27 protein-coding genes are annotated in these 21,324 nt (G+C 69.9%); 14 read left to right on the forward strand and 13 right to left on the reverse strand.

Features of this window, described 5'->3' with window-relative positions; translation table 11 throughout:
• Nucleotides 1–78: 78 nt before the first annotated feature.
• Entirely contained in the window at nucleotides 79–339 is a 261-nt protein-coding gene (locus ACSHXN_RS38015; RefSeq protein ID WP_355131673.1) for a hypothetical protein, read from the reverse strand.
• A gap of 151 nt (nucleotides 340–490) precedes the next feature.
• Complete coding sequence (locus ACSHXN_RS38020) at nucleotides 491–877, reverse strand: helix-turn-helix domain-containing protein (RefSeq protein WP_355131671.1); 387 nt, start codon at nucleotides 875–877, stop codon at nucleotides 491–493.
• Nucleotides 878–1,111: 234 nt separating this feature from the next.
• Between ACSHXN_RS38020 and ACSHXN_RS38025 the strand changes: the two genes are divergently transcribed.
• From ACSHXN_RS38025 to ACSHXN_RS38055, 7 genes are all read left to right on the forward strand, one after another.
• Entirely contained in the window at nucleotides 1,112–1,324 is a 213-nt protein-coding gene (locus tag ACSHXN_RS38025; RefSeq protein WP_331269652.1) for a hypothetical protein, read from the forward strand.
• A 205-nt stretch (nucleotides 1,325–1,529) separates the two neighbouring features.
• Nucleotides 1,530–1,748, forward strand: coding sequence for a hypothetical protein (locus tag ACSHXN_RS38030; protein WP_059126201.1), 219 nt, complete (start codon nucleotides 1,530–1,532; stop codon nucleotides 1,746–1,748).
• 75 nt (nucleotides 1,749–1,823) lie between these two features.
• Nucleotides 1,824–3,707, forward strand: a complete 1,884-nt coding sequence (locus ACSHXN_RS38035) for a hypothetical protein (protein ID WP_356292074.1) — start codon at nucleotides 1,824–1,826, stop codon at nucleotides 3,705–3,707.
• Nucleotides 3,708–3,849: 142 nt separating this feature from the next.
• Nucleotides 3,850–4,524 (forward strand): hypothetical protein, encoded by a 675-nt coding sequence (locus ACSHXN_RS38040; RefSeq protein ID WP_438305500.1) that lies wholly within the window; start codon nucleotides 3,850–3,852, stop codon nucleotides 4,522–4,524.
• Between the two features lie 328 nt (nucleotides 4,525–4,852).
• Nucleotides 4,853–5,503, forward strand: coding sequence for a DUF4360 domain-containing protein (locus ACSHXN_RS38045; RefSeq protein WP_438305502.1), 651 nt, complete (start codon nucleotides 4,853–4,855; stop codon nucleotides 5,501–5,503).
• Between the two features lie 215 nt (nucleotides 5,504–5,718).
• Entirely contained in the window at nucleotides 5,719–6,231 is a 513-nt protein-coding gene (locus tag ACSHXN_RS38050; RefSeq protein ID WP_355131663.1) for a YceI family protein, read from the forward strand.
• Nucleotides 6,232–6,460: 229 nt separating this feature from the next.
• Complete coding sequence (locus ACSHXN_RS38055; protein WP_438305504.1) at nucleotides 6,461–6,892, forward strand: hypothetical protein; 432 nt, start codon at nucleotides 6,461–6,463, stop codon at nucleotides 6,890–6,892.
• Nucleotides 6,893–7,016: 124 nt separating this feature from the next.
• On the opposite strand, the gene ACSHXN_RS38060 is transcribed toward ACSHXN_RS38055, so the two are convergent.
• Together ACSHXN_RS38060 and ACSHXN_RS38065 are read right to left on the reverse strand one after the other, a co-directional pair.
• Nucleotides 7,017–7,481, reverse strand: coding sequence for a peroxiredoxin (locus tag ACSHXN_RS38060; protein WP_355131659.1), 465 nt, complete (start codon nucleotides 7,479–7,481; stop codon nucleotides 7,017–7,019).
• Nucleotides 7,482–7,545: 64 nt separating this feature from the next.
• Nucleotides 7,546–8,445, reverse strand: a complete 900-nt coding sequence (locus tag ACSHXN_RS38065; protein WP_438305507.1) for a zinc-dependent alcohol dehydrogenase family protein — start codon at nucleotides 8,443–8,445, stop codon at nucleotides 7,546–7,548.
• Between the two features lie 21 nt (nucleotides 8,446–8,466).
• Between ACSHXN_RS38065 and ACSHXN_RS38070 the strand changes: the two genes are divergently transcribed.
• The gene (locus ACSHXN_RS38070; RefSeq protein WP_438305510.1) at nucleotides 8,467–8,940 is read left to right on the forward strand and encodes an MmyB family transcriptional regulator; all 474 of its coding nucleotides are present in this window, start codon (nucleotides 8,467–8,469) and stop codon (nucleotides 8,938–8,940) included.
• Nucleotides 8,941–9,139: 199 nt separating this feature from the next.
• Nucleotides 9,140–9,958 carry an SAM-dependent methyltransferase gene (locus ACSHXN_RS38075; RefSeq protein WP_356292028.1) on the forward strand — a complete coding sequence of 273 codons (819 nt, stop codon included), beginning with the start codon at nucleotides 9,140–9,142 and terminating at the stop codon, nucleotides 9,956–9,958.
• Between the two features lie 30 nt (nucleotides 9,959–9,988).
• Here the strand turns inward: ACSHXN_RS38075 and ACSHXN_RS38080 are convergent, their stop codons facing one another.
• Together ACSHXN_RS38080 and ACSHXN_RS38085 are read right to left on the reverse strand one after the other, a co-directional pair.
• On the reverse strand, nucleotides 9,989–10,909 hold the full coding sequence (locus ACSHXN_RS38080) for a helix-turn-helix domain-containing protein (protein WP_356109961.1): 921 nt from the start codon (nucleotides 10,907–10,909) through the stop codon (nucleotides 9,989–9,991).
• Nucleotides 10,910–11,004: 95 nt separating this feature from the next.
• Nucleotides 11,005–11,235, reverse strand: coding sequence for a DUF397 domain-containing protein (locus ACSHXN_RS38085; protein WP_355131649.1), 231 nt, complete (start codon nucleotides 11,233–11,235; stop codon nucleotides 11,005–11,007).
• Between the two features lie 354 nt (nucleotides 11,236–11,589).
• On the opposite strand from ACSHXN_RS38085, the gene ACSHXN_RS38090 reads away from it, so the two are divergent.
• The 3 genes from ACSHXN_RS38090 to ACSHXN_RS38100 all read left to right on the forward strand — a co-directional run bounded on the left by ACSHXN_RS38090 (nucleotide 11,590) and on the right by ACSHXN_RS38100 (nucleotide 13,315).
• Nucleotides 11,590–12,063 carry a hypothetical protein gene (locus tag ACSHXN_RS38090; RefSeq protein WP_355797212.1) on the forward strand — a complete coding sequence of 158 codons (474 nt, stop codon included), beginning with the start codon at nucleotides 11,590–11,592 and terminating at the stop codon, nucleotides 12,061–12,063.
• Between the two features lie 169 nt (nucleotides 12,064–12,232).
• Nucleotides 12,233–12,598 (forward strand): PRC-barrel domain containing protein, encoded by a 366-nt coding sequence (locus ACSHXN_RS38095; protein WP_355797210.1) that lies wholly within the window; start codon nucleotides 12,233–12,235, stop codon nucleotides 12,596–12,598.
• A gap of 198 nt (nucleotides 12,599–12,796) precedes the next feature.
• Entirely contained in the window at nucleotides 12,797–13,315 is a 519-nt protein-coding gene (locus ACSHXN_RS38100; protein ID WP_355131643.1) for an ATP-binding protein, read from the forward strand.
• Nucleotides 13,316–13,415: 100 nt separating this feature from the next.
• Here the strand turns inward: ACSHXN_RS38100 and ACSHXN_RS38105 are convergent, their stop codons facing one another.
• Entirely contained in the window at nucleotides 13,416–13,850 is a 435-nt protein-coding gene (locus ACSHXN_RS38105) for an ATP-binding protein (protein ID WP_355131641.1), read from the reverse strand.
• 298 nt (nucleotides 13,851–14,148) lie between these two features.
• Between ACSHXN_RS38105 and ACSHXN_RS38110 the strand changes: the two genes are divergently transcribed.
• Nucleotides 14,149–14,625: a MarR family winged helix-turn-helix transcriptional regulator gene (locus ACSHXN_RS38110; protein WP_438305514.1), complete on the forward strand. Its 477-nt coding sequence runs from the start codon at nucleotides 14,149–14,151 to the stop codon at nucleotides 14,623–14,625.
• A gap of 57 nt (nucleotides 14,626–14,682) precedes the next feature.
• On the opposite strand, the gene ACSHXN_RS38115 is transcribed toward ACSHXN_RS38110, so the two are convergent.
• The 6 genes from ACSHXN_RS38115 to ACSHXN_RS38140 all read right to left on the reverse strand — a co-directional run bounded on the left by ACSHXN_RS38115 (nucleotide 14,683) and on the right by ACSHXN_RS38140 (nucleotide 20,630).
• Nucleotides 14,683–16,419: a PP2C family protein-serine/threonine phosphatase gene (locus ACSHXN_RS38115; protein WP_438305516.1), complete on the reverse strand. Its 1,737-nt coding sequence runs from the start codon at nucleotides 16,417–16,419 to the stop codon at nucleotides 14,683–14,685.
• Complete coding sequence (locus tag ACSHXN_RS38120; RefSeq protein ID WP_355131635.1) at nucleotides 16,416–17,495, reverse strand: ATP-binding SpoIIE family protein phosphatase; 1,080 nt, start codon at nucleotides 17,493–17,495, stop codon at nucleotides 16,416–16,418. The genes ACSHXN_RS38115 and ACSHXN_RS38120 overlap by 4 nt, the downstream gene beginning before the upstream one ends.
• The gene (locus ACSHXN_RS38125; protein ID WP_355131633.1) at nucleotides 17,492–17,938 is read right to left on the reverse strand and encodes an anti-sigma regulatory factor; all 447 of its coding nucleotides are present in this window, start codon (nucleotides 17,936–17,938) and stop codon (nucleotides 17,492–17,494) included. Before ACSHXN_RS38125 ends, ACSHXN_RS38120 begins: the two co-directional genes overlap by 4 nt.
• Nucleotides 17,935–18,354 (reverse strand): STAS domain-containing protein, encoded by a 420-nt coding sequence (locus tag ACSHXN_RS38130; RefSeq protein WP_355797203.1) that lies wholly within the window; start codon nucleotides 18,352–18,354, stop codon nucleotides 17,935–17,937. The genes ACSHXN_RS38125 and ACSHXN_RS38130 overlap by 4 nt, the downstream gene beginning before the upstream one ends.
• Entirely contained in the window at nucleotides 18,351–19,247 is an 897-nt protein-coding gene (locus tag ACSHXN_RS38135) for an STAS domain-containing protein (protein ID WP_355131629.1), read from the reverse strand. The genes ACSHXN_RS38130 and ACSHXN_RS38135 overlap by 4 nt, the downstream gene beginning before the upstream one ends.
• A 216-nt stretch (nucleotides 19,248–19,463) precedes the next feature.
• Nucleotides 19,464–20,630 (reverse strand): PP2C family protein-serine/threonine phosphatase, encoded by a 1,167-nt coding sequence (locus tag ACSHXN_RS38140; RefSeq protein ID WP_355131627.1) that lies wholly within the window; start codon nucleotides 20,628–20,630, stop codon nucleotides 19,464–19,466.
• A 199-nt stretch (nucleotides 20,631–20,829) separates the two neighbouring features.
• On the opposite strand from ACSHXN_RS38140, the gene ACSHXN_RS38145 reads away from it, so the two are divergent.
• On the forward strand, nucleotides 20,830–21,261 hold the full coding sequence (locus tag ACSHXN_RS38145; protein WP_059126325.1) for a MarR family transcriptional regulator: 432 nt from the start codon (nucleotides 20,830–20,832) through the stop codon (nucleotides 21,259–21,261).
• Nucleotides 21,262–21,324: the final 63 nt, after the last annotated feature.

A 21,324-nucleotide genomic window follows, 5' to 3' on the forward strand; every position in this document is an offset into this window, starting at 1 on the left:
TGGCTCGAAGTCATGCGTTCGACGTCTGGATCTGTGTACGAGTACGTTCGCGGGGCCTGGGGTCGCCGTGGGCGTTCGTCACTCGCGGTAGACGGTGAGCACGGCGCCGTTGATCTCGATCCGCTGCGGGGTGGGGCCCTCACCGCGCCGGAGCATGGCGAGACACTGGTCGAAGAGTGCGAGCTCCTCCTCGCTGAGCACGGCGGCCGCGAGGTCGAGCAGTTCTCCGATGGAGGCGTCGGTCAGATCGGCCGGAAGCTCACCGGAGAGCAGGACCACGGATTCTCCCGTCGGTCCCTTGACGATGGCGGTGGTGGGGCCGCCGTGTACGAAGAGCAAGGTGTCCCCCAGAGGACCTGGGGTGTGCGGCTCACGCGCCCAGGCAGGAGCAGAGACTAGCGCCGGATCATGCGTGTTTGGGCGGAAGTGACTTCTTCTAGTGCAAGTGGCCCGTGGGGCGGGGGTGCGCCCTCCGTATCGGCGCCGGCTGTCAGGAGTCGCCCGAAGGGCGGTTGAGCAGCGACTCGACCAGTGCCGCGACATGGCGACGGTCCTCCGACGACAGTCGCTGCACGCTCGCGATGAGGACGTCCACCTCGGGGTCGCCGGGGGGCGTGGGCGTCGACTCGGCCGCGGGGGCGTAGAGATGAATGCCGCAGGCCTCCGCCGCGGCCTGGCGAATGGTCTGCAGTGGAAGTCCCAGACCCTGCGCGAGCCCCTCGAGGGTGGCCGGCTGGGGCATGCGGGCCATGTGGTCGGCGGTCGCCAGATGGTGGACCGTCGAGCGTGGGATGCCTCCGCGGCGGGCGACGTCGCCGTACGACCAGCGCTCGCTGTCCAGCCGGTCACGGATGATCTGCTGCAGTGCGTTGGCCACCGATGGTCACTTCCTGCTCGCCGCCGGGCGGAACTTTTCCGCGTCGGATCATTCTAGGGGCGAGTTGGGTGAGTTACGGAAGGTGTTCTCCTGAACCGCTTGCGTCACCCGCTTTCCAGCCCCTAGTGTCCAATCTCGTTGGACAGCTCGTCCGACGGAGTTGGACACGATCCGGGGGGACCTGATCCTGTCCGACGGGAACACATCCCGAACCCTGAGGGGGAATCGATCATGATGGATCCTCGTGAGCTCGACGCCGAGTCCGCTGAGCTGCTGCCGGGCCGTGAGGCCCTCGGTCGCCTGAAGTTCAGCTTCGGCAAGACCGTGAACGTCAGCAAGCACATCGCCAATGTCTCCGCCCACAACGAGTCGGCCGCCCTGAACGACCACTCCGCGTGGTCGGTGGCGGACTCGGGCGCCGCCCAGGCCATCAACATCCACCAGTGATCCGGTGCCGCACGGTCCGTCGCCCCGGCACCGTGCGGCACCCGGTACCGCCGCGGCGAAGCATCACCACACCTCCGCCCGCCGCGGCGGTACCACCACCGGGCACCGGTATCCGACGGGATATCACCAACCCTGCCGGGCGGCGGTCCGCGTCCGCCCGGCTCCCACACGCTGCACAACGAAGGTCTTGAGGAAAGGACACGCCATGAGCATGAACGCACACGAGCTGGACGCCGAGTCCGCGGAGCTGCTGCCGGGCCGCGAGGCCCTGGGCCGGCTGAAGTTCAGCTTCGGCAAGACGGTGAACGTCAGCAAGCACGTCGCCAACGTCTCCGCCCACAACGAGTCGGCCGCGCTCAACGACCACTCCTCGTGGTCGGTCGCCCAGTCCGCGGCCTCCCAGTCGATCAACATCAGCCAGTAACCCCGTACGACGAGGGCAAGTCGGGCGGACCGCGCAGGGGGCTGGCGCGGTCCGCCCTACGGGGAGGAAGCGGGTATGACGCTGCTGGGGGAGAACACCGCGGCTCTCCACGACACCGGCCCGGTGCCGGGTCCCGGGGGGATGCCGGTGACGTACGAGCAGGTCGCCACGGGCGAGCTGACCGTCATCGGGATGGGGAAGCCGATCGTGCCGCGGTTGAGCGCCGGGCTTCGACTGCACGGTGAGTACCAGGGGTCCGGGTTCACCGAGCCCAGGTACATCGCCCGCCGGGGGGACGGGCAGGTTGTGCAGTTGTCCCGGCTGCTGCACCTGGTGGCGTCGTCGATCGACGCAAGCCGCGACATCGAGACGATCGCCCACCGGGTCAGCGCCCGGTTCGGGCGCGAGGTGAGCGCGGAGAACATCCGCTATCTCATCGAGAACAAGCTGGACCCGCTCGGCGTGACGGTCCCCGAGGGACTGCGGGACGACCAGATCTCGGCACCCAGGTCGGACCTGCTCCTCGCACTCAAGGGCCATCGGGTCATCTTCAACGAGCGCCGGGTGGCGAAGATCGCCCGCGCGCTGGCCTGGCTGCACCGCCCTCTCGTGGTGGTGGCCGTGCTCGTCGGCGTCGCCGTCCTGGACGTGTGGCTGTTCGCGTTCTTCGGCGCGATCACACCCGTGCTCGAGGTACTCGATCAACCGGTGCTGCTCCTCGTGGTGTTCGTGCTGACGGTGGCCTCGCTCGTGTTCCACGAGTTCGGCCACGCCTCCGCATGCCGCTACGGCGGTGCCCGGCCGGGAAGCATCGGCTGCGGACTGTTCCTCATCTGGCCCTCGATGTACACGGACGTCACCGACGTCTACCGCATCGGGCGGGGCGGGCGCTTGCGCACCGATCTCGGCGGTATCTACTTCAACGTCGTCTTCATGCTGGCGCTGGCGGGCGCCTACGCCCTCACCGGCGAGCCGTTCTTCCTGGCCGCCGTCTATCTGAACCACTTCGAGATCCTCGAACAGCTGATGCCTGCCGTGCGCCTGGACGGCTACTACATCCTCGGTGACCTCGCCGGTGTTCCGGATCTCTACGGCAAGATCAAGCCGATCCTGCTCAGCCTGATCCCGGGAGCCAGGGGCAGCAAGGCCCGGGCCGAGGTCGCCGCGCTCAAGAAGTCGTCCCGGGTCATCGTCGCCACCTGGGTCCTGACGATGGTGCCGCTCATCATCGGCGAACTGGGCTACGCGCTCTGGAACCTGCCGCGTATCACCACCACGATGATCCGCTCGCTGACCGAGCAGATCGTCGGCACGGGCGGTGCCTTCGCCGAGGGGGAGATCGCGGCGGGCCTGATGGGCGTGGTCGGCTGCATCATGCTGCTGTGCCCGATGGCGGGCGTGGTCTATCTGTCGGTGAAGCTCGGCGGTCGTCTGTGGCGGGGTGCCGTGAAATCGACGGACGGCCGGCCCCGGCTGCGCGTGACCCTGTGCGCGCTGCTCCTGGTCGGACTCGGCGGTCTCAGCTACGCATGGGTGTCGGGCATGACCCCGGAGCCACTGCCGAAGAAGCCGCCGATCGCTCCGATACTGCAGCCGGGTGTGTCGCCCTCGGCCCCTCCGGCCCGGCGGGCCACGACCCCGGATCCGGGTGATGCCGCACCGTCGGCGGGCGTCCCGAGCGCTTCGTCCGGCACCGCCTCCCCGGACGCCTCGGACGGTCCGTCGGCCTCGGCGAGCCCGTCGGATTCCGCGAGTGCGCAACCCAGCGCCTCGAAGTCGCCGTCCGAGGGCCCGGTCGGGCCCAGCGGCAGCCCCGGGACGAGCGGGCAGCCCCCGGTCTCCGGGTCGGCCGGCCCCGGATCCGGCTCGCCCTCCCCTTCCGTGCCGCCCGAGAGCCCGACCGCACCGGAGAGTTCCAGCGAGCCGCCGGTCGACTCGCCCACACCCAGCCCTTCCTGATCACCCCGGGCCCGTCCCGGGCTGAGCGGACCGGCCCCGGGCCCAGCACCGGGGCCGAGCCGCTTCCGCCGGTCCGAGAGCGCAGTGCGTCCCCTGTCCTGCGGAACTCCGTCCTACGGCATCACTCAAACGGGAGTCCCACGTGAACCAGCACCGCAAACCCCGTCCACCTTCCGCCCTCTCCCAACGCGCCGTACGCGTCGGGCTGTTCGCCGCCGGCGCGGCCGGTCTCGCGACGGCCGTGCCCGCGCAGGCCGCGACGGCGGCCCCGCGGCACGCCGCGGTCGCCATCGACCAGACCTTCACCCGGGCCGACTTCCGGCACCACACGCAGACCAAGGACTCCTTCACCGTGCGCCAGCTCGGTACGGTCAGCGCCGCGACCGTGCGCAACCAGGTGAACGCCGTCGGGGTGGGCTGCTCGGTCGACGACCGTTGCCGCTCGGTCGCGCTGTCGTTCCAGATCGTCACGATGGCCGGGGAGCGCACCCATCTGACGGCGGTGAACCGCGGGGACGCGGTCAACAAGTACTGCGACGGCTGCCAGACCCTTGCGGGCGCCTACCAGTTCGTCGTCTCCACGCCGCGCCCCTTCGCCCTGGACGGAGAGTCCCGCCGGCGCCTCAACGACATCCACCGGCGGCTGGACGCCCTGACTCGCTCCACGCTTCCGGCCGCCGACATCAAGACACGCGCGGACGCGCTGGCCGCCGAGGTCGACAAGGTGCTCAGCGAAGCCGTCGCGAAGGCGCCCAAGGGCCACGAGCGACCCAAGGTCACCCTCCACCGCCACCTCGACGGCTGGCCCGCCCACTGACCGGGCCCGCCAAGGCCCGCCGCCCCGTGGAGTCCGGGGCGGCGGGCCGCCTTGTGTGCGCCCGGCGGCGTGTGCGCCGCGCCGATTGGCCGGAGATCGCCGTACCGGCGCGAGCTCGGAGTACATACGATGCGATGACCCCGGCCTTCACAGCTCCTTCACAGGTGGGGGTGGGTGTGCCTGCAAATATGACATGCCCATGACGTACAGCTCGGTATCTGATCCAACGCACTGGTCCGCGACGGCCCCGTGCTCACGCGCGGGGCCGCACCCCCCAATGCCCGGTGGTGCACACCGCCGGGACGCCGATGCAACGGATGGGAGAACCATGGCTGGTGGAATGCTTCTGAGCGGCGCGACAGCGGCGCTCATCGCCACCGCACTTCCCGTGCACGACCCGTCGTCCGGGATCGTCGACCCGCCGCCGGACAAGATCGTCATCAAGATCGCCACGGTGAACGGCTCCGGTTGTCCCCAGGGAACGGCCGCGGTCGCCGTCTCGCCCGACAGCACCGCCTTCACGGTGACCTACAGCGACTACCTCGCCCAGGTCGGGGGCAATGCCGACCCCACCGCGTTCCGCAAGAACTGCCAGCTCAACCTCATCGTCCATGTGCCGCAGGGCTTCACGTACGCCATCGCCAGTGCGGACTACCGCGGTTTCGCCTCACTTCAGCGCGGTGCGTCCAGCGCGGAGAAGGCGTCGTACTACTTCCAGGGATCGCCGAACACGGCGGCCATCACCCATCCGTTCAGCGGTCCGTACGACGACAACTGGCAGGCGACGGACGTCACGGACTGGGCGCAGCTGGTCTGGGCGCCCTGCGGTGTGCAGCGGAACTTCAACATCAACACCGAACTGCGCGTCAGTGCCGGCACGTCGGTGCCCGGCAGTACGAGCTTCATGACGATGGACTCCACGGACGGTGACATCAGCACCGTCTATCACCTGGCCTGGAAGGAGTGCCCCGAGTTCTGACCCGCCCTCCTTCGGGCCGTCACCGGCTCCTTCCCGCCGGAGCCGGTGACGGCAGGGCGGGGGGCCCGGATGCCGAGGCGTACGGGGCCGACCTCGTCCATTTTTGGACCAAGCGGGTTGTTCAAATTTGGAGGAGGGGTTAGCGTGAGGGTCTTCCAAATTTGGATGACTAGATCGTCGTCCTGCCCCGCCCCCTCTTCTGCTGGAGAACTCTCATGACCGTCGCCGTCGAAACCGGACTGTGGCAGCTCGACCACACCGCCTCCACCGTCGCCGTGCAGCACAAGACCATGTGGGGGCTGGTCACGGTCAAGGGTTCCTTCCATGCCCTGAGCGGTCAGGGAGAGGTCAAGCCGGACGGCACCGCGCAGGGCACCATCACCCTGGACGCCGCGTCGCTCGACACAAAGCACACCAAGCGCGACAAGCACCTGCGCTCGGCGGACTTCTTCGACGTCGACCGCCACCCCGAGATCACCTTCGCGGTGCACCGTGCCGAGGCGCGGTCGGACGACACGGCTCAGATCACCGGTGAGCTGACCGTGCGCGGCATCAGCCGGCCACAGTCCTTCACGGCGCGCGTCACGCAGGCAGATGCGGAAGCGGTGACGCTTGAGGCCGAGTTCACCGTGGACCGTGCGGAGTTCGGCATGGGCTGGAACCAGTTGGGCATGCTGCGCGGCCTGACGACCGTCGTCGCCACCCTGCGTCTCACGCGCACGGCGTGACGACGGGGACGGAGCCTCCGTTGCCGTCGTCGTGACCCCGCGGCGGGGCTCCGGCCTCCGGCTCCCGCATGACCGTCGCCCTCCGTTGCCTGCATGATCCGGGTGGTGTCACCGGGCCGCAGGCATCGGTTGAACGTCGACGGAGGCAGTGCTCCCGGCATGCGGGGGCCCCTATGTCCTTGGTCAAGCTGTCCGGGTGGTGGTTCGGGGCGTCTGGAACGATGTGTCCGTGCATGCTGATGATCAGGTTGGCGAGGGTGTCCCCACGGAGCTCGCGGTGTTCCTGCGGGGTGCGGTCGACGACCGCCCGGTGACGATCGCTCCTTCCCTCTGTGAGGGCTGCGGTGGGCGGGTGTTCTTCGTGCTGGTCAACGCGTCCGGAGCGCAACGAGAGTGCTCTGGCTGCGCCGGCCGTGCGTTCATCGCGGACAGCGAGGAGTACTGGAACGAGGAGTCCTGGGAGGACGACGAGCCCGGTGCGGTCGGCTGCCCTTGCGGGAGCGAGGAGTTCGAGGCCGCGGTCGCCTTCTCCCTCGGCGACGACGGATCGGTCCGCTGGGTGACCGTGGGTCTGCGGTGCATCAAGGACGGATTCTCCGGGGTCTATGCCGACTGGAAGATCGACTACGGCCCCACGGATCACCTCCTGACCATGGTCTAGGTCTACCGAGCGAGCGCGCCGGCCGGCTGCGGTCCGTAGAAGGCGCCGTCGCCGCGCATCGCGAAGGGGACGTCGGCCCGGGGCCCCGGAAGGCGGCGAAGCGGACGTCCCGTACCGTCGGCCGTCAGCTCGTGCGGGTGCGCAGGGCGGCCAGCGCCCGGTCGGCGTGCACACTCATGCGCAGTTCGCTGCGCACCACCTCCAGGACCTTGCTGTCCTGGCCGATGACGAACGTGACGCGCTTGGTGGGGGACATGGAGAAACCGCGCCGGACCCCGAACCGCTCCCGGACGGTCCCGTCCACGTCGGACAGGAGCGGGAAGCCGAGCGTGTGGCGCCCGGCGAAGTCCTGCTGACGTTCGACGGAATCGCCGCTGATGCCGACAGGCCTGGCACCGACGGCCGCGAACTCGGTCGCGAGGTCCCTGAAGTGGCACGCTTCCGCCGTGCAACCGCGGCTGAGGGCGGCGGGATAGAAGAACAGCACGACCGGCCCGTCGACGAGGAGTTCGGACAGCCGCCGCTGCGCACCCGTCTCGTCCGGCAGGTCGAAGTCCTCGATCACGGTGCCCACTTCGACGTCCGCCATGCCGTGACCTCCGCGTTCCCCGGGATGTTGCGCGCCCACAGGACCAGGTGCGCCGGGCCCGATGCTACTGGATGGTACGGCGGCGTTCAGCGGGTGGGACGGTCCGGGCCTCCGCCTGCGGCGACCGGTCGTGCGGGACGGTCCCGTCACTCACCCCCGTCGGCTGTCCGATGGTGATGACGACCTTTCCGAACGGCGCGGCCGACTCGTAGTAGCGGTAGGCCGCCACGGCTTCGTCGAGCGGGAACACCCGGTCGACGACCGGCCGGAGCCGATGTGCGGAGATGACTTCCTTCATGCGGGTGAATTGGGCGCGACTGCCGACGGCCAGAGCACGGACCGTCGCGGCGACGCTGAACAGCAGACGGGGCTCGATCGGTCGCAGGTCGCCGGACACGGACCCGACGAAGGCGACATGCCCGTCGACGGCGAGCGATTTCAGCGACTGCTCCAGCGTTCCCGCGGTGTCGACCACGCGGTCGACTCCCCGCCCGCCGGTGAGTTCACGTACGGCGGTGTGCCAGTCCGGTATGTCGAGGTAGTTGACGACCTCGTCGGCTCCCAGATCGCGAAGGCGCTGCTCCTTGTCCACACGGCCGGTGGTGGCGATGACCCTCGCACCCAGGAGTTCGGCGAACTGCACCGCGAACAGGGAGACGCCCCCGGCGCCGGTGGTCAGCACGGTCTGTCCGCGCTGGACTCCGAGGCCGTCGCCGGTCAGGGCGTTCCACGCCGTGACGGCGGCACAGGGGAGCGTCGCCGCCTCGGCGTAGGAGAGGTGGTCGGGGACGGGCACCAGGGCGCCCTCGGGAAGGACGGCCGGCTCGGTCAGCATTCCGTCGAGCGAGCCACCCAACTGCGGCAGGCGCTCCTCGCGGCGGGATTCGCGCCCGCCTACCCGCAGACGTGTTTGGACGACCCGCGGCTCGAGCCGATTCGCTCCGCCCTCGAACGCATTCTGCACGGGCACCTCCCTTACCCGGCGGTGGTCGTCGACCGGCTCGGCGACCTCGTGTCGGCCAACGCCGCCTTCCACAGGCTCATCGCCGGAGCGGACCCGAGTCTCCTGCTCGCGCCGATGAGCGTTCCCCGGGTGCTGCTGCATCCTCAGGGCCTGGCGCCGCGCATCGTGAATCTCGACGAGTGGGCGTGGCGCATCATCGAACGTCTTCGGGCGGAGAGTGCGCGCAACCCCGACGCCCGGCTCCAGAGCCTGGTCTGCGAACTCCTCGACCTGGCACCACCGCGTCCGCGCGAGTCGCCGGACCACCTCGGCCTCGCGGTACCGCTGCGCCTGAGGGCCCATGATCCCGCTGACACACGGGAGCTGACGCTGGTCACCACCCTCGCCCACTTCGGCACGGCCGTCGACGTCACGATCGCCGAACTCCGCCTCGAGGCGTTTCTGCCGGCCGACGAAGGGACCGGCGCCATGCTGGCCGAACTCGTCGAGTCATGACCGCTCCTGCCCGGGCGATCCACGGCACGCTCGGCACCTGTTGCGCCAACCATGCTTGATCGAGCCGAAGTTGATCACCTATCAGGTGTCCTGGATTCCGCATCCTTCGTTCGGGGACTGGCATCGGGAAACGCCGGGTCTCTAGGATGGAGTGCCCGCCGAGCCGGCTCCGACGGCGCGGCCCGTCTCTGGGGGAACGATGCAGCCTGGCAGGCAATTGTCCACGTCGATCGACGCCACGGTCCCGACGGCCGCCCGAATGTACGACCACTACCTGGGCGGAAAGGACAATTACGCGGCCGACCGGGCAGCCTGCGAGGAACTCGACAAGGTCGTCCCCAGCACCCGGGCCCTCGCGCTGAACAACCGCAGGTTCCTTCAGCGCATGGTGCGCACACTGGCGGAGGACTACGGCATCCGGCAGTTCCTGGACCACGGATCCGGGCTGCCCACGCAGGACAACGTCCACCAGGTCGCCCAGCGTGTCGACCCCACGAGCCATGTGGTGTACGTGGACAACGACCCGATGGTTCTGGTGCACGGCCGGGCGCTGCTGGAGCAGGACGACCGCACGGCCGTCATCCAGGCGGACATCCGGGACACGGAGGGGATCTTCTCCCATGAGGAGACCCGCAGGCTGATCGACTTCTCACGTCCGGTGGCCGTGCTCTTCAACTCGGTGATGCACTGCATCCCGGACAGCGACACCGAGGGGCCGCCCGCCCTGATCAGTCGTGTCGTCGAACAGTTGGTGCCTGGCAGCTTCATGGTGATGTGTCAGCTCGTCAGCGAGGACCCGAAGGTCCGCGAGTTCGTCACCGACTTCATGGCTCAGGCCACGCAGGGACACTGGGGGCGGGTGCGCCAGGAGAAGGACGTCGCCGCCTGGTTCGAGGGGATGGACATCCTCGAGCCGGGGCTGGTGGAGGTGTCCACCTGGCGGCCCGACACAGAGGTCGCGCCCCGCCAACTCACCCAGGAGTGGATCGAGTTCGGCGGCGTCGGTCGTATCCGCTGACGAAGGGCCCCGCGATCGGAGGTCCTGCGCTCAGCCGGGGGAGTAGCGCTCTTCGAGTGTTCTCCGCAGCAGGGCGACCGATTCGCGGGGGTTGAGGGCTTCGTCGGCGAGCCGGTCGAGTGCCATCCGGTACTCCTCCGTCTCGTCGCGGTCCTCGAGGAAGTTGGCGCTTCGGATGTGCTCGAGATACACGATGTCGGGCAGGTCAAGACCGCCGAAGCGCAGATAGGTGACCGGTATCGCCGGCGCCGAGGCGTTCGTGACGTCCAACGGCACGAACTGCAGGGTCACGTGCGGATACCGGGCCATCTCGACGAGATGCTCCAGCTGTTCGCGCATCACCTCGCGGCTGCCCAGCACCCGCATCAGGACCGACTCGTCGATGATCGCCCACAGTTGCGGGGCGTCGGGACGAGCCAGCAGTTGCCGCCGCCGCATCCGCAGTTCCACCCGCCGTTCCACCTCGGTCGCCGAAGCCGACGGCAGTCCCCGTTCCACCACGGCCCGGGTGTAGGCCGCGGTCTGCAGCAGACCGGGAACGTACTGGATCTCGAAGGTGCGGATGGCGGCGGCCGCCTCCTGCAATCCGACCAGCCGATCGAACCACTCGGGCATCAGTCGTTTGTCGTAGCGCTGCCACCAGCCCGGCTCACCCGCGCGCTGCAACAGCTTGACGAGGACCGCGGCCTCGTGGTCGTCGGCCTCGTACAGGTGCAGCAGCGAGCGGACGTCGTCCTCCGTCGGCGGCTTGCGGCCCTTGCCGGCTTCGATGCGCGAGAGCTTGGCGGGGCTGAAACCGAGCGCTCGCGCGGCCTGCTCCTGGGAGAGGCCGACGCCCTCGCGCATACCGGCCAACTGCACCCCGACCAGCATCTTCAGGAGAGTCGGAGCAGGCTCCGTCCGGTTGAGATACGGTTCCAGTCGAGAGACACGGCGGGACTCGACGGACATCCTGACTCCCAGTCGGTCGGCAGACAACAGACCATCATTATCGCACTCGCCCGGTCCATGCCGCATGTGCCGACGGCATTGTGCCGCCGGGAACTTCACACCAGATGGTCGAACTCGCCCTCCTTCGCGCCGGCCAGGAAGGCCGCCACCTCGGCAGGCGTGTACACGAGCGCAGGTCCGTCCGGGTCACGCGAATTGCGCAGCGCCACCGCCCCGTCGGACAGGGCCGCCACCTCGACGCAGTTGCCCTCGGCATTGCTGTGCCGGCTCTTGATCCAGTGGGCGCCCAAGGCGCTCGCCCGCACTCCGTTTGGCACTGAAGGCACCACAGTCTCCTTGCTCACGTTCCGACACGGGGCGCCGGCCCACGTGGGGCGGAACGCACCCGACGGGGCCCCGTGGTTCTCCTACCCGTCGTGCAATTTCTCATGCAATTGCACGACGGTGCTGACGGCGTGGATAATAGCGGGGCGTCAATCGCTGGACTGGCGCAGCGCGCTGACGTCGCATCAGGGAGACACCGTGTCCTTGCCTGCACACCGGGTTCCGAGCCGCCCTGGCGGGCGAGGCTGCGCCCCGGGCGGGGCGCGCGGCCTGCCGGGTCGGGACGCCGAGCGCGCCGCCAAGACGGAGAGGACGACCCCCGGGGCCTGGCCCCACACTGTCTGCGGGGAGCGGAAATGACCACACCACTCAAGGACTTGGGGCACGTGCCGTGGGAGGCCATCAAGGACTCCAGCGGGTCGGCGGAAGCCATCCCGGTCCTCCTCCACAGTCTCGCCTCGGGTGACGAACCCACTGCCCGGGCGGCCCTCGGTGACCTGAGGGAACGAATCTGCCAATACGGGTTCGTCGTCGACCAGGCGACGGCCGCCACCGTCCCGTTCCTGTGGGAGCTTGCCCGGTCTCCCCAGGTGACGTGTCGGGTCCAGATCATCCACCTGCTCAAGAACATCGCGGATGCGCGGCAGTGGGAGAGTACGGCGACTGCCTATCCCAAGTTGCGCAACTACCCCCACGATTACGTGAGTTGGGAGCAGCAAGCCCGTCGCGCCGTCCGCGCCGACCTGGGCGGGCTGCGCCAGCTGCTGGCCGAGCCGGATGTCGAGCTCGTCGAGGCCGCGACCGAACTCGCCTCCACACTCGCGGCCTGACGATAGAAAACCCGCGCGTCGCGGATCGCCGGACGCCCACCGAAAGGCCGTTGCACGCGGTGGTCGCCGCGGTCTTCCGTGCGGGAACGAGGAAGGTACCCGCCCGCCCGGAATGGCCCCCGGGGACACGGGTATCCGCTGCTCCACACCCACCGTAGAAGGGAGCAACGTGACCATCGAGAGACCGTGGACGTACGAACCGGGCAGCGGCCACATCGAGGGACAGGACCTGGCCGGCTTCACCGTCGACGCCACGGACGGAACCGTGGGGCACGTCGACCGGCAGGCCGACGGGCCGGGCATGCGGCATCTGATCGTCGACACGGGGGTGTGGGTGTTCGGCAAGAGCGTGCTCATTCCCGCGGGCGTCGTCAGCGGCATCGACACCGACGCACAGCAGATCACACTGGCGTGCTCGAAGGACGAGGTGAAGGACGCACCTCTGTTCCGCACGGATCGCGAGACCCTCGATCCCGAATATCTGTCCAAGGTCGACGACTACTACCGTGGTCTGCCACCACGCCGTGCGGAGTGACGGCGCGGGTGCGGCGTCACGCGGCACGGCATCACCGCGCACGTCACGGTGGGTCCGCCGTGACACCCATGGCTTGTGCGCGGCCGGGTAGACGGTGGCCGATATGAACGAACGAGACCATGGCACATCCACCTTCGTCCGCCGGGCGCCCGGTACCCGGCCGCCCGGCGGACGAGGTCCGCTGCCCGAGGGTGAGCGATGACACCGGCGGAACTGCCCCCGGGTGGTGCCCCTCCGGCCGCCGTCGGTGCGGCCGGGAAAGCCGGCGGTGCGACCATGGACGGCGCGGGCGCCCCGGCCTGCGGGCGGCTGCGTGCACGGATCCCGGCCGCCTCCGGGGTCACCAACGCGGCGACGGCCCGCGACCACGTGCTGGCGGTCGTGCGAGGCCGCGAGGGCGCTTCGGCGGTGCGACCCGACGCCCAGGCCGTCACCGATCTGCTGCTGGTCACCTCGGAGCTGGTGTCCAATGCCGTCCGGCACGGCGGTGGCCTCGTGGCCTTCGCTGCGACACCCACGCGCGAAGGGGTACGGCTGCACGTGCGCGACCGCAGCGCCGAGATCCCCTCGACGGCCTTCGGCCCGGCCGCGCTTCCGGCCGGGGACACGGTCGGCGGATACGGATGGCCGTTGATCACCACGCTGGCCCGGGACATCGCCATCGAGCGGTGCCCCGACGGGGGCAAGATCGTGAGCGTGCTGGTGCCGCTCGGGTGACGGCGCGAATCCCGGTCTCCGTGATCGTGAAGCCCCGGAGCGCCGAGAAGGATCGTCCGAAGAGCGGCCTGACGGACACCCGGGGCGGGTCGGCCCGTCGTTACCAGGGAAGGAAGACGTGCACGTCCTTGCCGTCCGGATGGACGACGACACTCACCTGGTCGCACAACGTGTTCACCAGATGCCAGCCGATACCGCCCGCGCGACCCGGGCGGAAGGGCCGCGGTGAGGGAGGGGTCGTGCTGGTGTCGTGCAGTGTCACATGCACTCCGTCGAATGTCGGCCGCATCCACAGTCCGAAGGGGCCCGGAGCGTACTGGACGGCGTTGGCGGCGAGCTCGTCGACCACCAGGAGTATGTCGTTCCAGTGCTCAGGACTCGTCGGAGGCGATGCCCGCGCCAATCGGCGCAGGAAGTCCTCGGCCGCCAGTCGTGCGTCCGTCACATCGTGCAGTTCGCCCTTGAAGCCGGCCTTGAGGTTCTCCACCGACTCGAACGGCCAGGTCTTGTCGTCCCGACGCGGCTCGGTTGCCATGCCGTCCTTCCCCCGGCCGGCGCACCGGCCGGTTGTCCTCGTACGTCGCACTGACGCCCGGCCCCCTCTATCACGGTTGCCAGAATGGCGATGACTACGCCTCCTGGATCACAGAAAAAACGACGCATATGTCCCTATGTGCCAGAGATAAGCGTGTCCTGCATCGATCCCGTGAAGAGGCCGTATCCGGTCGTGTACTCCCAGGAGCCGGGGGTAGAGGCGCCGAACGGATCGACCGTGTCGGTTCGAGGCGGAGGGCGCGGCAGGTGTGGGAAGCGCGGTGGGAGTTGACCGTGAGGTGACCGAGGCAGACGAGGCGGGCAGCTGTCCCAAGGCGCTGGCCCGTCAGGTCGGGGACGCGGTGGAAAGCCTGGTGTCGCTGTGGATCTCGGCATCGGACGCGGTCACACCGCGTCTTTCCAGACATCAGTTGAAGGCGCTCACGGCGGTCCGGCACCGCTCGGAACTCAATCTCACGGCGCTCGCGGAGACGCTCGGCATCGCACTGCCCGCGGCCAGCAGACTGTGCGACCGGCTGGAGGTGGCGGGACTGCTGGAGCGGGTGGCCCATCCCCACAACCGGCGGGAGCTGCAGCTCAGGGTCACCACGCAGGGACGCAAGCTGCTCACCGAGGTGGCCGAGCGCAGGTCGGCGAGCCTGGCCGCGGTGTTCGCCGCCATGACACCCGCCCAGCGGGCCTCGCTGGAACAAGGACTGCACGCCTTCCGGGAAGCCCATGAACCAGGGCCGAACCGACCGGACCACGGGACGTAGCAGGACGTCCGGCGAGGTCGTCACGAGGCCGCCCCGGCCACCGACGTGCGGGCGTCTTCACGCCGGTGACGTCTCCTGGCCGCTGTCGACGTGGCACAGCAGCAGGCACACGTCGTCGTCACGCTCCGAGTCCCGCAGCATCGGGTCGAGCACCCGGTCGGCGGCCCCCTCCAGATCACCGTCCAGATCGGGCTCCGCAAGGTCGGCCATCGCGACGGTGAGCCGCTCGATTCCCGGGTCGATGCCCTGTGTCCGTCGCTCGACCAGGCCGTCCGTGTAAAGGGCGAGGGTCGAGCCGGGAGGCAGCGCGGCGGTGTGGTCCTCGATGTCCTGCCGCAGCGGAATGCCCAGCATGGCTCCCGGCTTGGCGTCGAGGGTGTGCACCCGGCCGTCCGGCGTGCGCAGCACCGGCGGTGGATGCCCCGCGGCGGCCCAGGTCAGCACGGGTTCGCCCGGCCGGAAGCGGGCGATGACCGCGGTGGCGTACAGATCCGGCTGCAGATGGTGGAGGAACAGATGCAGCCGGGTGAGGAGGCGGCCGGGGCTGCCTCCGTCGACGGCGTACGCGCGCAGGGCAGTACGCAGCTGGCTCATCATCACCGCCGCGCGCAGTCCGTGCCCGGTGACGTCGCCCACGACCGTGATCAGGCTTCCGTCGGGCTGGCGGAAGGCGTCGTACCAGTCACCGCCGATGTTGAGACCGTGGGTCGCCGGGAGGTATCGCGCCGCCAGCCGGAGTCCCGGGCCGTTGGGCAGATTGGTGAGCAGGGCCCGTTGCAGCGTCTCGGCGATGTCGCGGTTGTGTTCGAAGCGCTGCGCGTTGTCGATCGCGATTCCCGCCCTGCGGGCCAGCTCGATCAGCATCACGGCGTCGTCCGGGTCCCACCGGTCGCCCGGCGGGGTGAGGATCAACACGCCCAGAGTCGTCCGGCGCGCGGACAGGGGCACGCACAGGAGGGGCACGGTGGGGTGGAGGGCCGAGGGGGGCCGGTCGTCCACGCCGGGCAGCCCTCCGGGATGCGCGGCCGCGTACTGCGGTCTGCCGGTCCGCGCGGCCACCACGGCGGCCGCCGGACGGGGAGCATGCCCCCGCTCCGCCTCCTCGTCGGACAGCAGCCACACATCGACGCCACGCGCGTAGGTCGGCGTCAGCAGCTCCGGGAGCAGGCGCACGATCGCCCCGTGGTTGAGGGACGCCGTCAGTGCCGCGCTGGCATCGGCGAGGAACGTGAGCCGGCGACGTGCCCCCTCCGCCTCGGTGCGGGCGGCCCGCTCGGCGGCGAACAGCTCACGCTGCGCCTCACCGGCCGCCTCCAGCTCGGCGTGCAGGGCCAGGACACCCTGGTTGGTCTGATGCAGCTCCTCACGGTGGAAGGCGACCACCGCCTCCTGCTCCGACAGGGCGTCCAGGACCCGGGCGGCGTCGTCGTCCGCGCTGAAGAGCGCCTCGGCCAGGGCCACCGGGTCCGTGTGCGCCGGCTCGGCACCGGGATCGCCGGCCTCACCGGACGCCGGGACGGAGGCACGCCATGTGGGTGCCCCGGTGTCGTCCGGTCCGGGACGGAGGCTGAGCCGGAGCTGCCGCGATCCTTCGCCGCCGGAGTGGGGTGTGGCGCCGAGCGTCAGTCGCCAGGTGCCGCCCTTGGTCAGGCACTGGCGCAATTGCGCCGTGAGCGAGGTGACCAGACGGGAGCGGTCGACGACGGAGACACCGTGCTCGGCCGTGAGCCCGGCGATGGCGACCCGGGCCCGGGCCGCGTCGACGACGGTGGTGATCTGCCAGGTGTGGGTCATGGTTCACGATCCGACGGTGTGGGCGACAGCACGGCCACGGTGGTGTCGTCGCGGACGGGCCGGGCGGAACTGCTGGCGTCGCGCACGATCAGGGCTGCCGTCACCGCCGGGTCCAGGGTCGAGGACGGCACGCCCGCCTTCAGGGACCAACGGCTGGGCAGACCGTCGCTGTGCAGTACGAGGAGGCAGTCGCTGGACCAGGGCAGCCGCTGGTGGGGGAGGTGAGCCGGACGATGGGCGCCGACAATGCCGGGATGGGACAGCAGGTGCTGCCAGTTGCCGCCGGAGCGGAACCGGGCCCCCACGTTGCCGACGCCGGAGAACGCCAGCCGTCCCGCGGCAAGGTCGAGTTGGGCGACGGCCACGGCGGCGCCCCGGGTGTTGCGCAGCGCGCCGTGCAGCACCTTGAGCAGTTCCGGGGGCGTCAGATCGGCGTCCTGGCGCAGTTGCCGGACGGCGGCGTCGGAGGCGTCGGCCGCGGCGGGGCCGTGTCCCAGCCCGTCGGCGAGGAGCACCGTGATGCGCTCGCCCGAGCGCACACAGGCCCAGCCGTCGCCGGAATCACCGGCCACGAAGGGGATGTTGACTCCTCCGGCCCGCACCGGGGCGGCGTCGCGCCGGTACGGCTGCCCCGTACGGGAGGAACGGGCCCTGGCCGAGGCGTGTATCCGCGCGAGGGCGACGGTGCCGTGACCGGGCGTGCTGTGAACGTCGAAGACGTCCGCCAGACGCCGGCACGTGCCGAGGCCCGCGCCCAGGGAGGCCGTGGTCGAGAAGCCGTCGCCGAGCGCGGCCGGGAGGTCCGGGATTCCCGGCCCGTGGTCGATGGCGACGATCTGGAGCGCCGGCTGCGGGGCGGACGCGTCCGATGCCGGTTCCGCGTCCACCGTCTCGATGAGGATCTGGCCGCCGCCCGCGTGCTTGAGCAGGTTGGTGGCGAGTTCGGTGGCGACGAGCTCCGCCGCGGCCGTGCGGTCCGCCGGGAACCCGGCCTGGCCGCAGGCGTCGTTCGCGGCCACTCTGACGTCCCGGACCCGGGTCGGGTCGTGTACGGGTACGTCCCGGACGCGGGTCATCGTGCCTCCTCACGAGGGCGCGGCGGTACGCCGACCCAGCAGACCACGGTGACCGAAGTGCCACGGCCCGGACTCGTGTCGATCGAGAACTCGTGGACCAGCCGCCGTGCTCCGCCCAGCCCCAGGCCCAGTCCGCCGCCCGAGGTGTAGCCGTCGGTGAGGGCCCGCTCGACATCGGGGATGCCCGGACCCTCGTCGGTGAAGGTCAGCCGCAGACCACGGGCGCGGCCGCGGTCGAGGAAGACGGACTCGACCTGCCCGCCGCCTCCGTGCACGAGCGTGTTGCGCGCGAGCTCGCTGGCCGCGGTGATCAGTTTGGTCTGGTCCACCAGACCGAACCCGACCTCGGCCGCCGCCTGCCGCACATGCTGCCGCACCCATGCCAGATCCGTGTCCGAGCGGATGGGCAGGCATGCGGCGACGCGGCCCGATGTCTCCGTCACGCGTTCTCCTGGCGACCTTGACCGGGGGACAGGGGAGTGGATGGCTGCGCCAGCATCCGCAGCGCCTCTTGGACGTCGAGCGCGGTCCGCAGACCGGGCAGGGTGAGTCCGAGTTCGACCAGGGTGATGGCGACCGCGGGGCGCATACCGGCCACGACGGTCTCGGCGGCGAGCAGCTTGGCGTTCGCGGCGATCTCGGCGAAGACGCGGCCGAGGAAGGAGTCGACTATCTCGACGCCGGAGACGTCGATGACGACGGCGCCGGCCGAACTGCCCGCGACGGCCCCGCCGATGTCCTGCTGGAGCTGTTCCGCGGCCTTGTCGTGCAGTTCGCCCTGGAGGGTGACGAGTAGGACGTCACCGATCCTCAGGACGGGGACATGGGTGCTGACGGGGCCCTCGGGACCCCAGCTCATCGTGGGCCCCCCGCACCCGTCGCGCGGTCGACGATCACGGCGCCCTCCTGGTGCAGGGCATGGGCGAGAGCATCGGCGAGGCTCGCACGGGTGATGACCGAGCCCAGGTCGATCCCCAGGTGCACGATGGTCTGCGCGATCGCCGGCCGGATGCCGGAGACGATGCACTCCGCCCCCATCAGGCGTGCCGCCGCCACCGTCTTCATCAGATGCTGGGCCACCAGGGAGTCGACGGTCGGTACGCCGGTGATGTCCAGGATCGCGAACTTTGCCTGTTGGTCGACGATCGCCTCCAGCAGGCTCTCCATGACGACCTGGCTGCGGGCGCTGTCCAGGGTGCCGATCAGCGGCACCGCGACGATGCCGCTCCACAGCTTGATGACGGGTGTGGCGACTTCGAGCAGTTGGACGCGCTGCCGATCGATGATGTCCTCACCGGCGCTGAGGGCCGTCTCCATGACGAACAGCCGCAGCGTGCCCATCAGGACGGTGAGCGTGACCACATGCGGACCCGACGTCTCCCCGTCCGAGCCGGCCAGGTCGGTGATCAGCAGATCCGTGATCGAGGGGCGCAGCGCAGCGACCTCGTCGGCGATCTGGGAGGGGGCGGCACCCCCTCGCGCCCGTGAGGCCGCCATGCGCGTGAGCTGTTCACGCACGCCGGTGAAGCCCGGAGCCCGCAGGTCCTCGATCCGGCCGGACGCGGCGACCGAGGCGAGCGCCTCCACCAGGGATCCGGCGGCTTCCGCCGCCTCGTCGCGGGAGACCGTGAACACCGTCCGGAACAGCGCCTCGTCCGCCCAGCGCTGAGCGATCTGTTCGCGACGGCGTTGCAGGAAGTCGCTGATGATCCGTGTCGACGTTCCCCGGTTCGCTGTCGACTGGTCCGTCACGTCCTTGGTCTCCTTCGTATGTCTGCTCCCCGGCTGCGAGGGAGCCTCTTCGGAGAGCGCGGTTCATTGTCGCGCGACAACTGTAATCATGCGGGATGGCACATGACACCCGTGGCTGTCCAGAAGATCGTCCAACGAAAGAGGGACCTCGCCGACCACCGTGCGGACACATGGCTTCCGGTCGGCGCGGCGCGAGCGCCGACGTCCATGAAGACCCTATGTGGCGCTCTGCCGCCCGAACCAGTCGAGACACACCACGAGCGCGTCGTCCTCGGGGTCGGGTCCCCCGCGGTGGTCCGAGAGCTCTCTGAGAATGGCGCGCGGTACGGCCGCAGCGGGCAGAAGCCTCGTCGACGCGATGGCTTTGGCCAGTGCCCGCTCGCCGTACTCCTCGCCCCCGGGCGCGATGGTCCTGTGGACGCCGTCACTGACGAAGACGAGCCGGTCGCCCGGTTCGACCTGGAACTCCTGGGCCGCGTAGTCGGTCTCCTCGAACATGCCGAGCGGCAACTGGGCCTCGAAGTCGACCCGTTCGACGTTCCTGCCGCGCATACGCAGCATCTGCGGGGAGCCGGCGTCGACGACCTTCACCCGCCCGGTGGACAGTTCCACGTCCAGCAGGAGCACGGACAGGTAGCAGGCGCCCCGGTAGTGGGCGTAGACGGCCTGGTCGGCGAGGGCCGCCTGGTCCTCGAGGGGGATGCCGGCGCGCCGGGCGTTGCGCAGTGCGTTGATCCCGAGGTTGGTCAGCAGCGAGGCCTCGATGCCCTCGCCCATGCCGTTGGTGATGTACACCATCAGACCGTCGGACCCCGCGGACCAGTCGAAGTTGTCTCCGAAGATCGCGTATGCGGGCTCCAGTTGCGCGCCGAGCGCGTACTCGGGCCGGGAGCACGACCGGCCCGGGAGCAGCTGCCACTGCATCTCGGCCGCGAGTGTCAGGCGGTCACGTCGACTGGCCTGGAGATAGACGTCCGTGTCGCGCGCGGCGACGATCACCTCGTGCCCCAGGACCTCGGCGATGTCGATGAGCTCGGGCAGGGCCTCGGCGGCGTCCTGCGAAGGAATCACGACCACCAGCACACCGAGCCGGTCACCGCGCACGGTCACCGGCAGGTGGATCCTGACCTGGTCGCCGATCTCCTCCATGACGGGGTCCTGCGCGCCGAAGGCCCGCCCGGCCGTGCTGCCGTGCACGGGGACGGGTTCCGAGGTGCAGGGCTGCGCCGCGACGGCCTGCAGGACGGAGAGTCCGTAGTCGGCCATCAGGAGTTCGACGGACTCGGCCGCGTACGCGCTGCGCAGCACTTCCCGGAGCGCGTCCACCAGACGGTGTGGCGACGCGTTCCGTAGCGCTCTCTCAGCTGCGACGAATCTGTTCACGATGTCGGATACGCCATTCTTCCTCTAGTACGACTCCGGGTTCGCGTCCCGCAGGGGGGTGCGCACCCGGGCGCCGGTGTCTGTCTCTATCGTTGTGCCTGAGCTGTGGCCCCGGCAGGCCGACACCATCCGAGAAGTCTGGGAGAGTGAGTAGGTGACTTCCTCCAGCCCACGTCCGGAGCCCAGTGAGGTGGCCCGTGTGACCTCTGAGGCGGCGGAGCTGCTGGAAGTCCTGTGGGGACGCGCTTCGACGGCCCCGGTCTCCGCCTCCCAGTTGCGGGTGCTCTTCATCCTCGAGCACAACGAGGGCATCAACCTGCGTACGCTCGCCGACGCCCTCGGCTCGACCCCTCCGTCGACGAGCAGGCTGTGCGACCGGCTGCAGGCCGTCGGGTACATCGAGCGTGTGGCCAGTTCGACCAGCCGGCGGGAGCTGCGCCTGTACCTCAGCCGTCGGGGCGGATCGTTTCTCGCCGAGCTGCGGTCGCGTCGTGAGCACGCGCTCGAGTCGGTGCTGGCGCAGATGCCGGCGGCCAAGCGTACGGCGCTCCTGCAGGGCCTCGAGGCCTTCGTCGCCACCGCGGCGGCCCAGCTGCACGAGGTCGACGGAGCCGACGCCCGCACGGCGTGAGCCGAGGGAGGACAGCTCCTCCCCGCGGGGACACCGAGTACGCGCCGCGGTCTGTCGGCGCAG

Source organism: Streptomyces sp. HUAS TT11 (assembly GCF_051553595.1).
Taxonomy (GTDB): domain Bacteria; phylum Actinomycetota; class Actinomycetes; order Streptomycetales; family Streptomycetaceae; genus Streptomyces.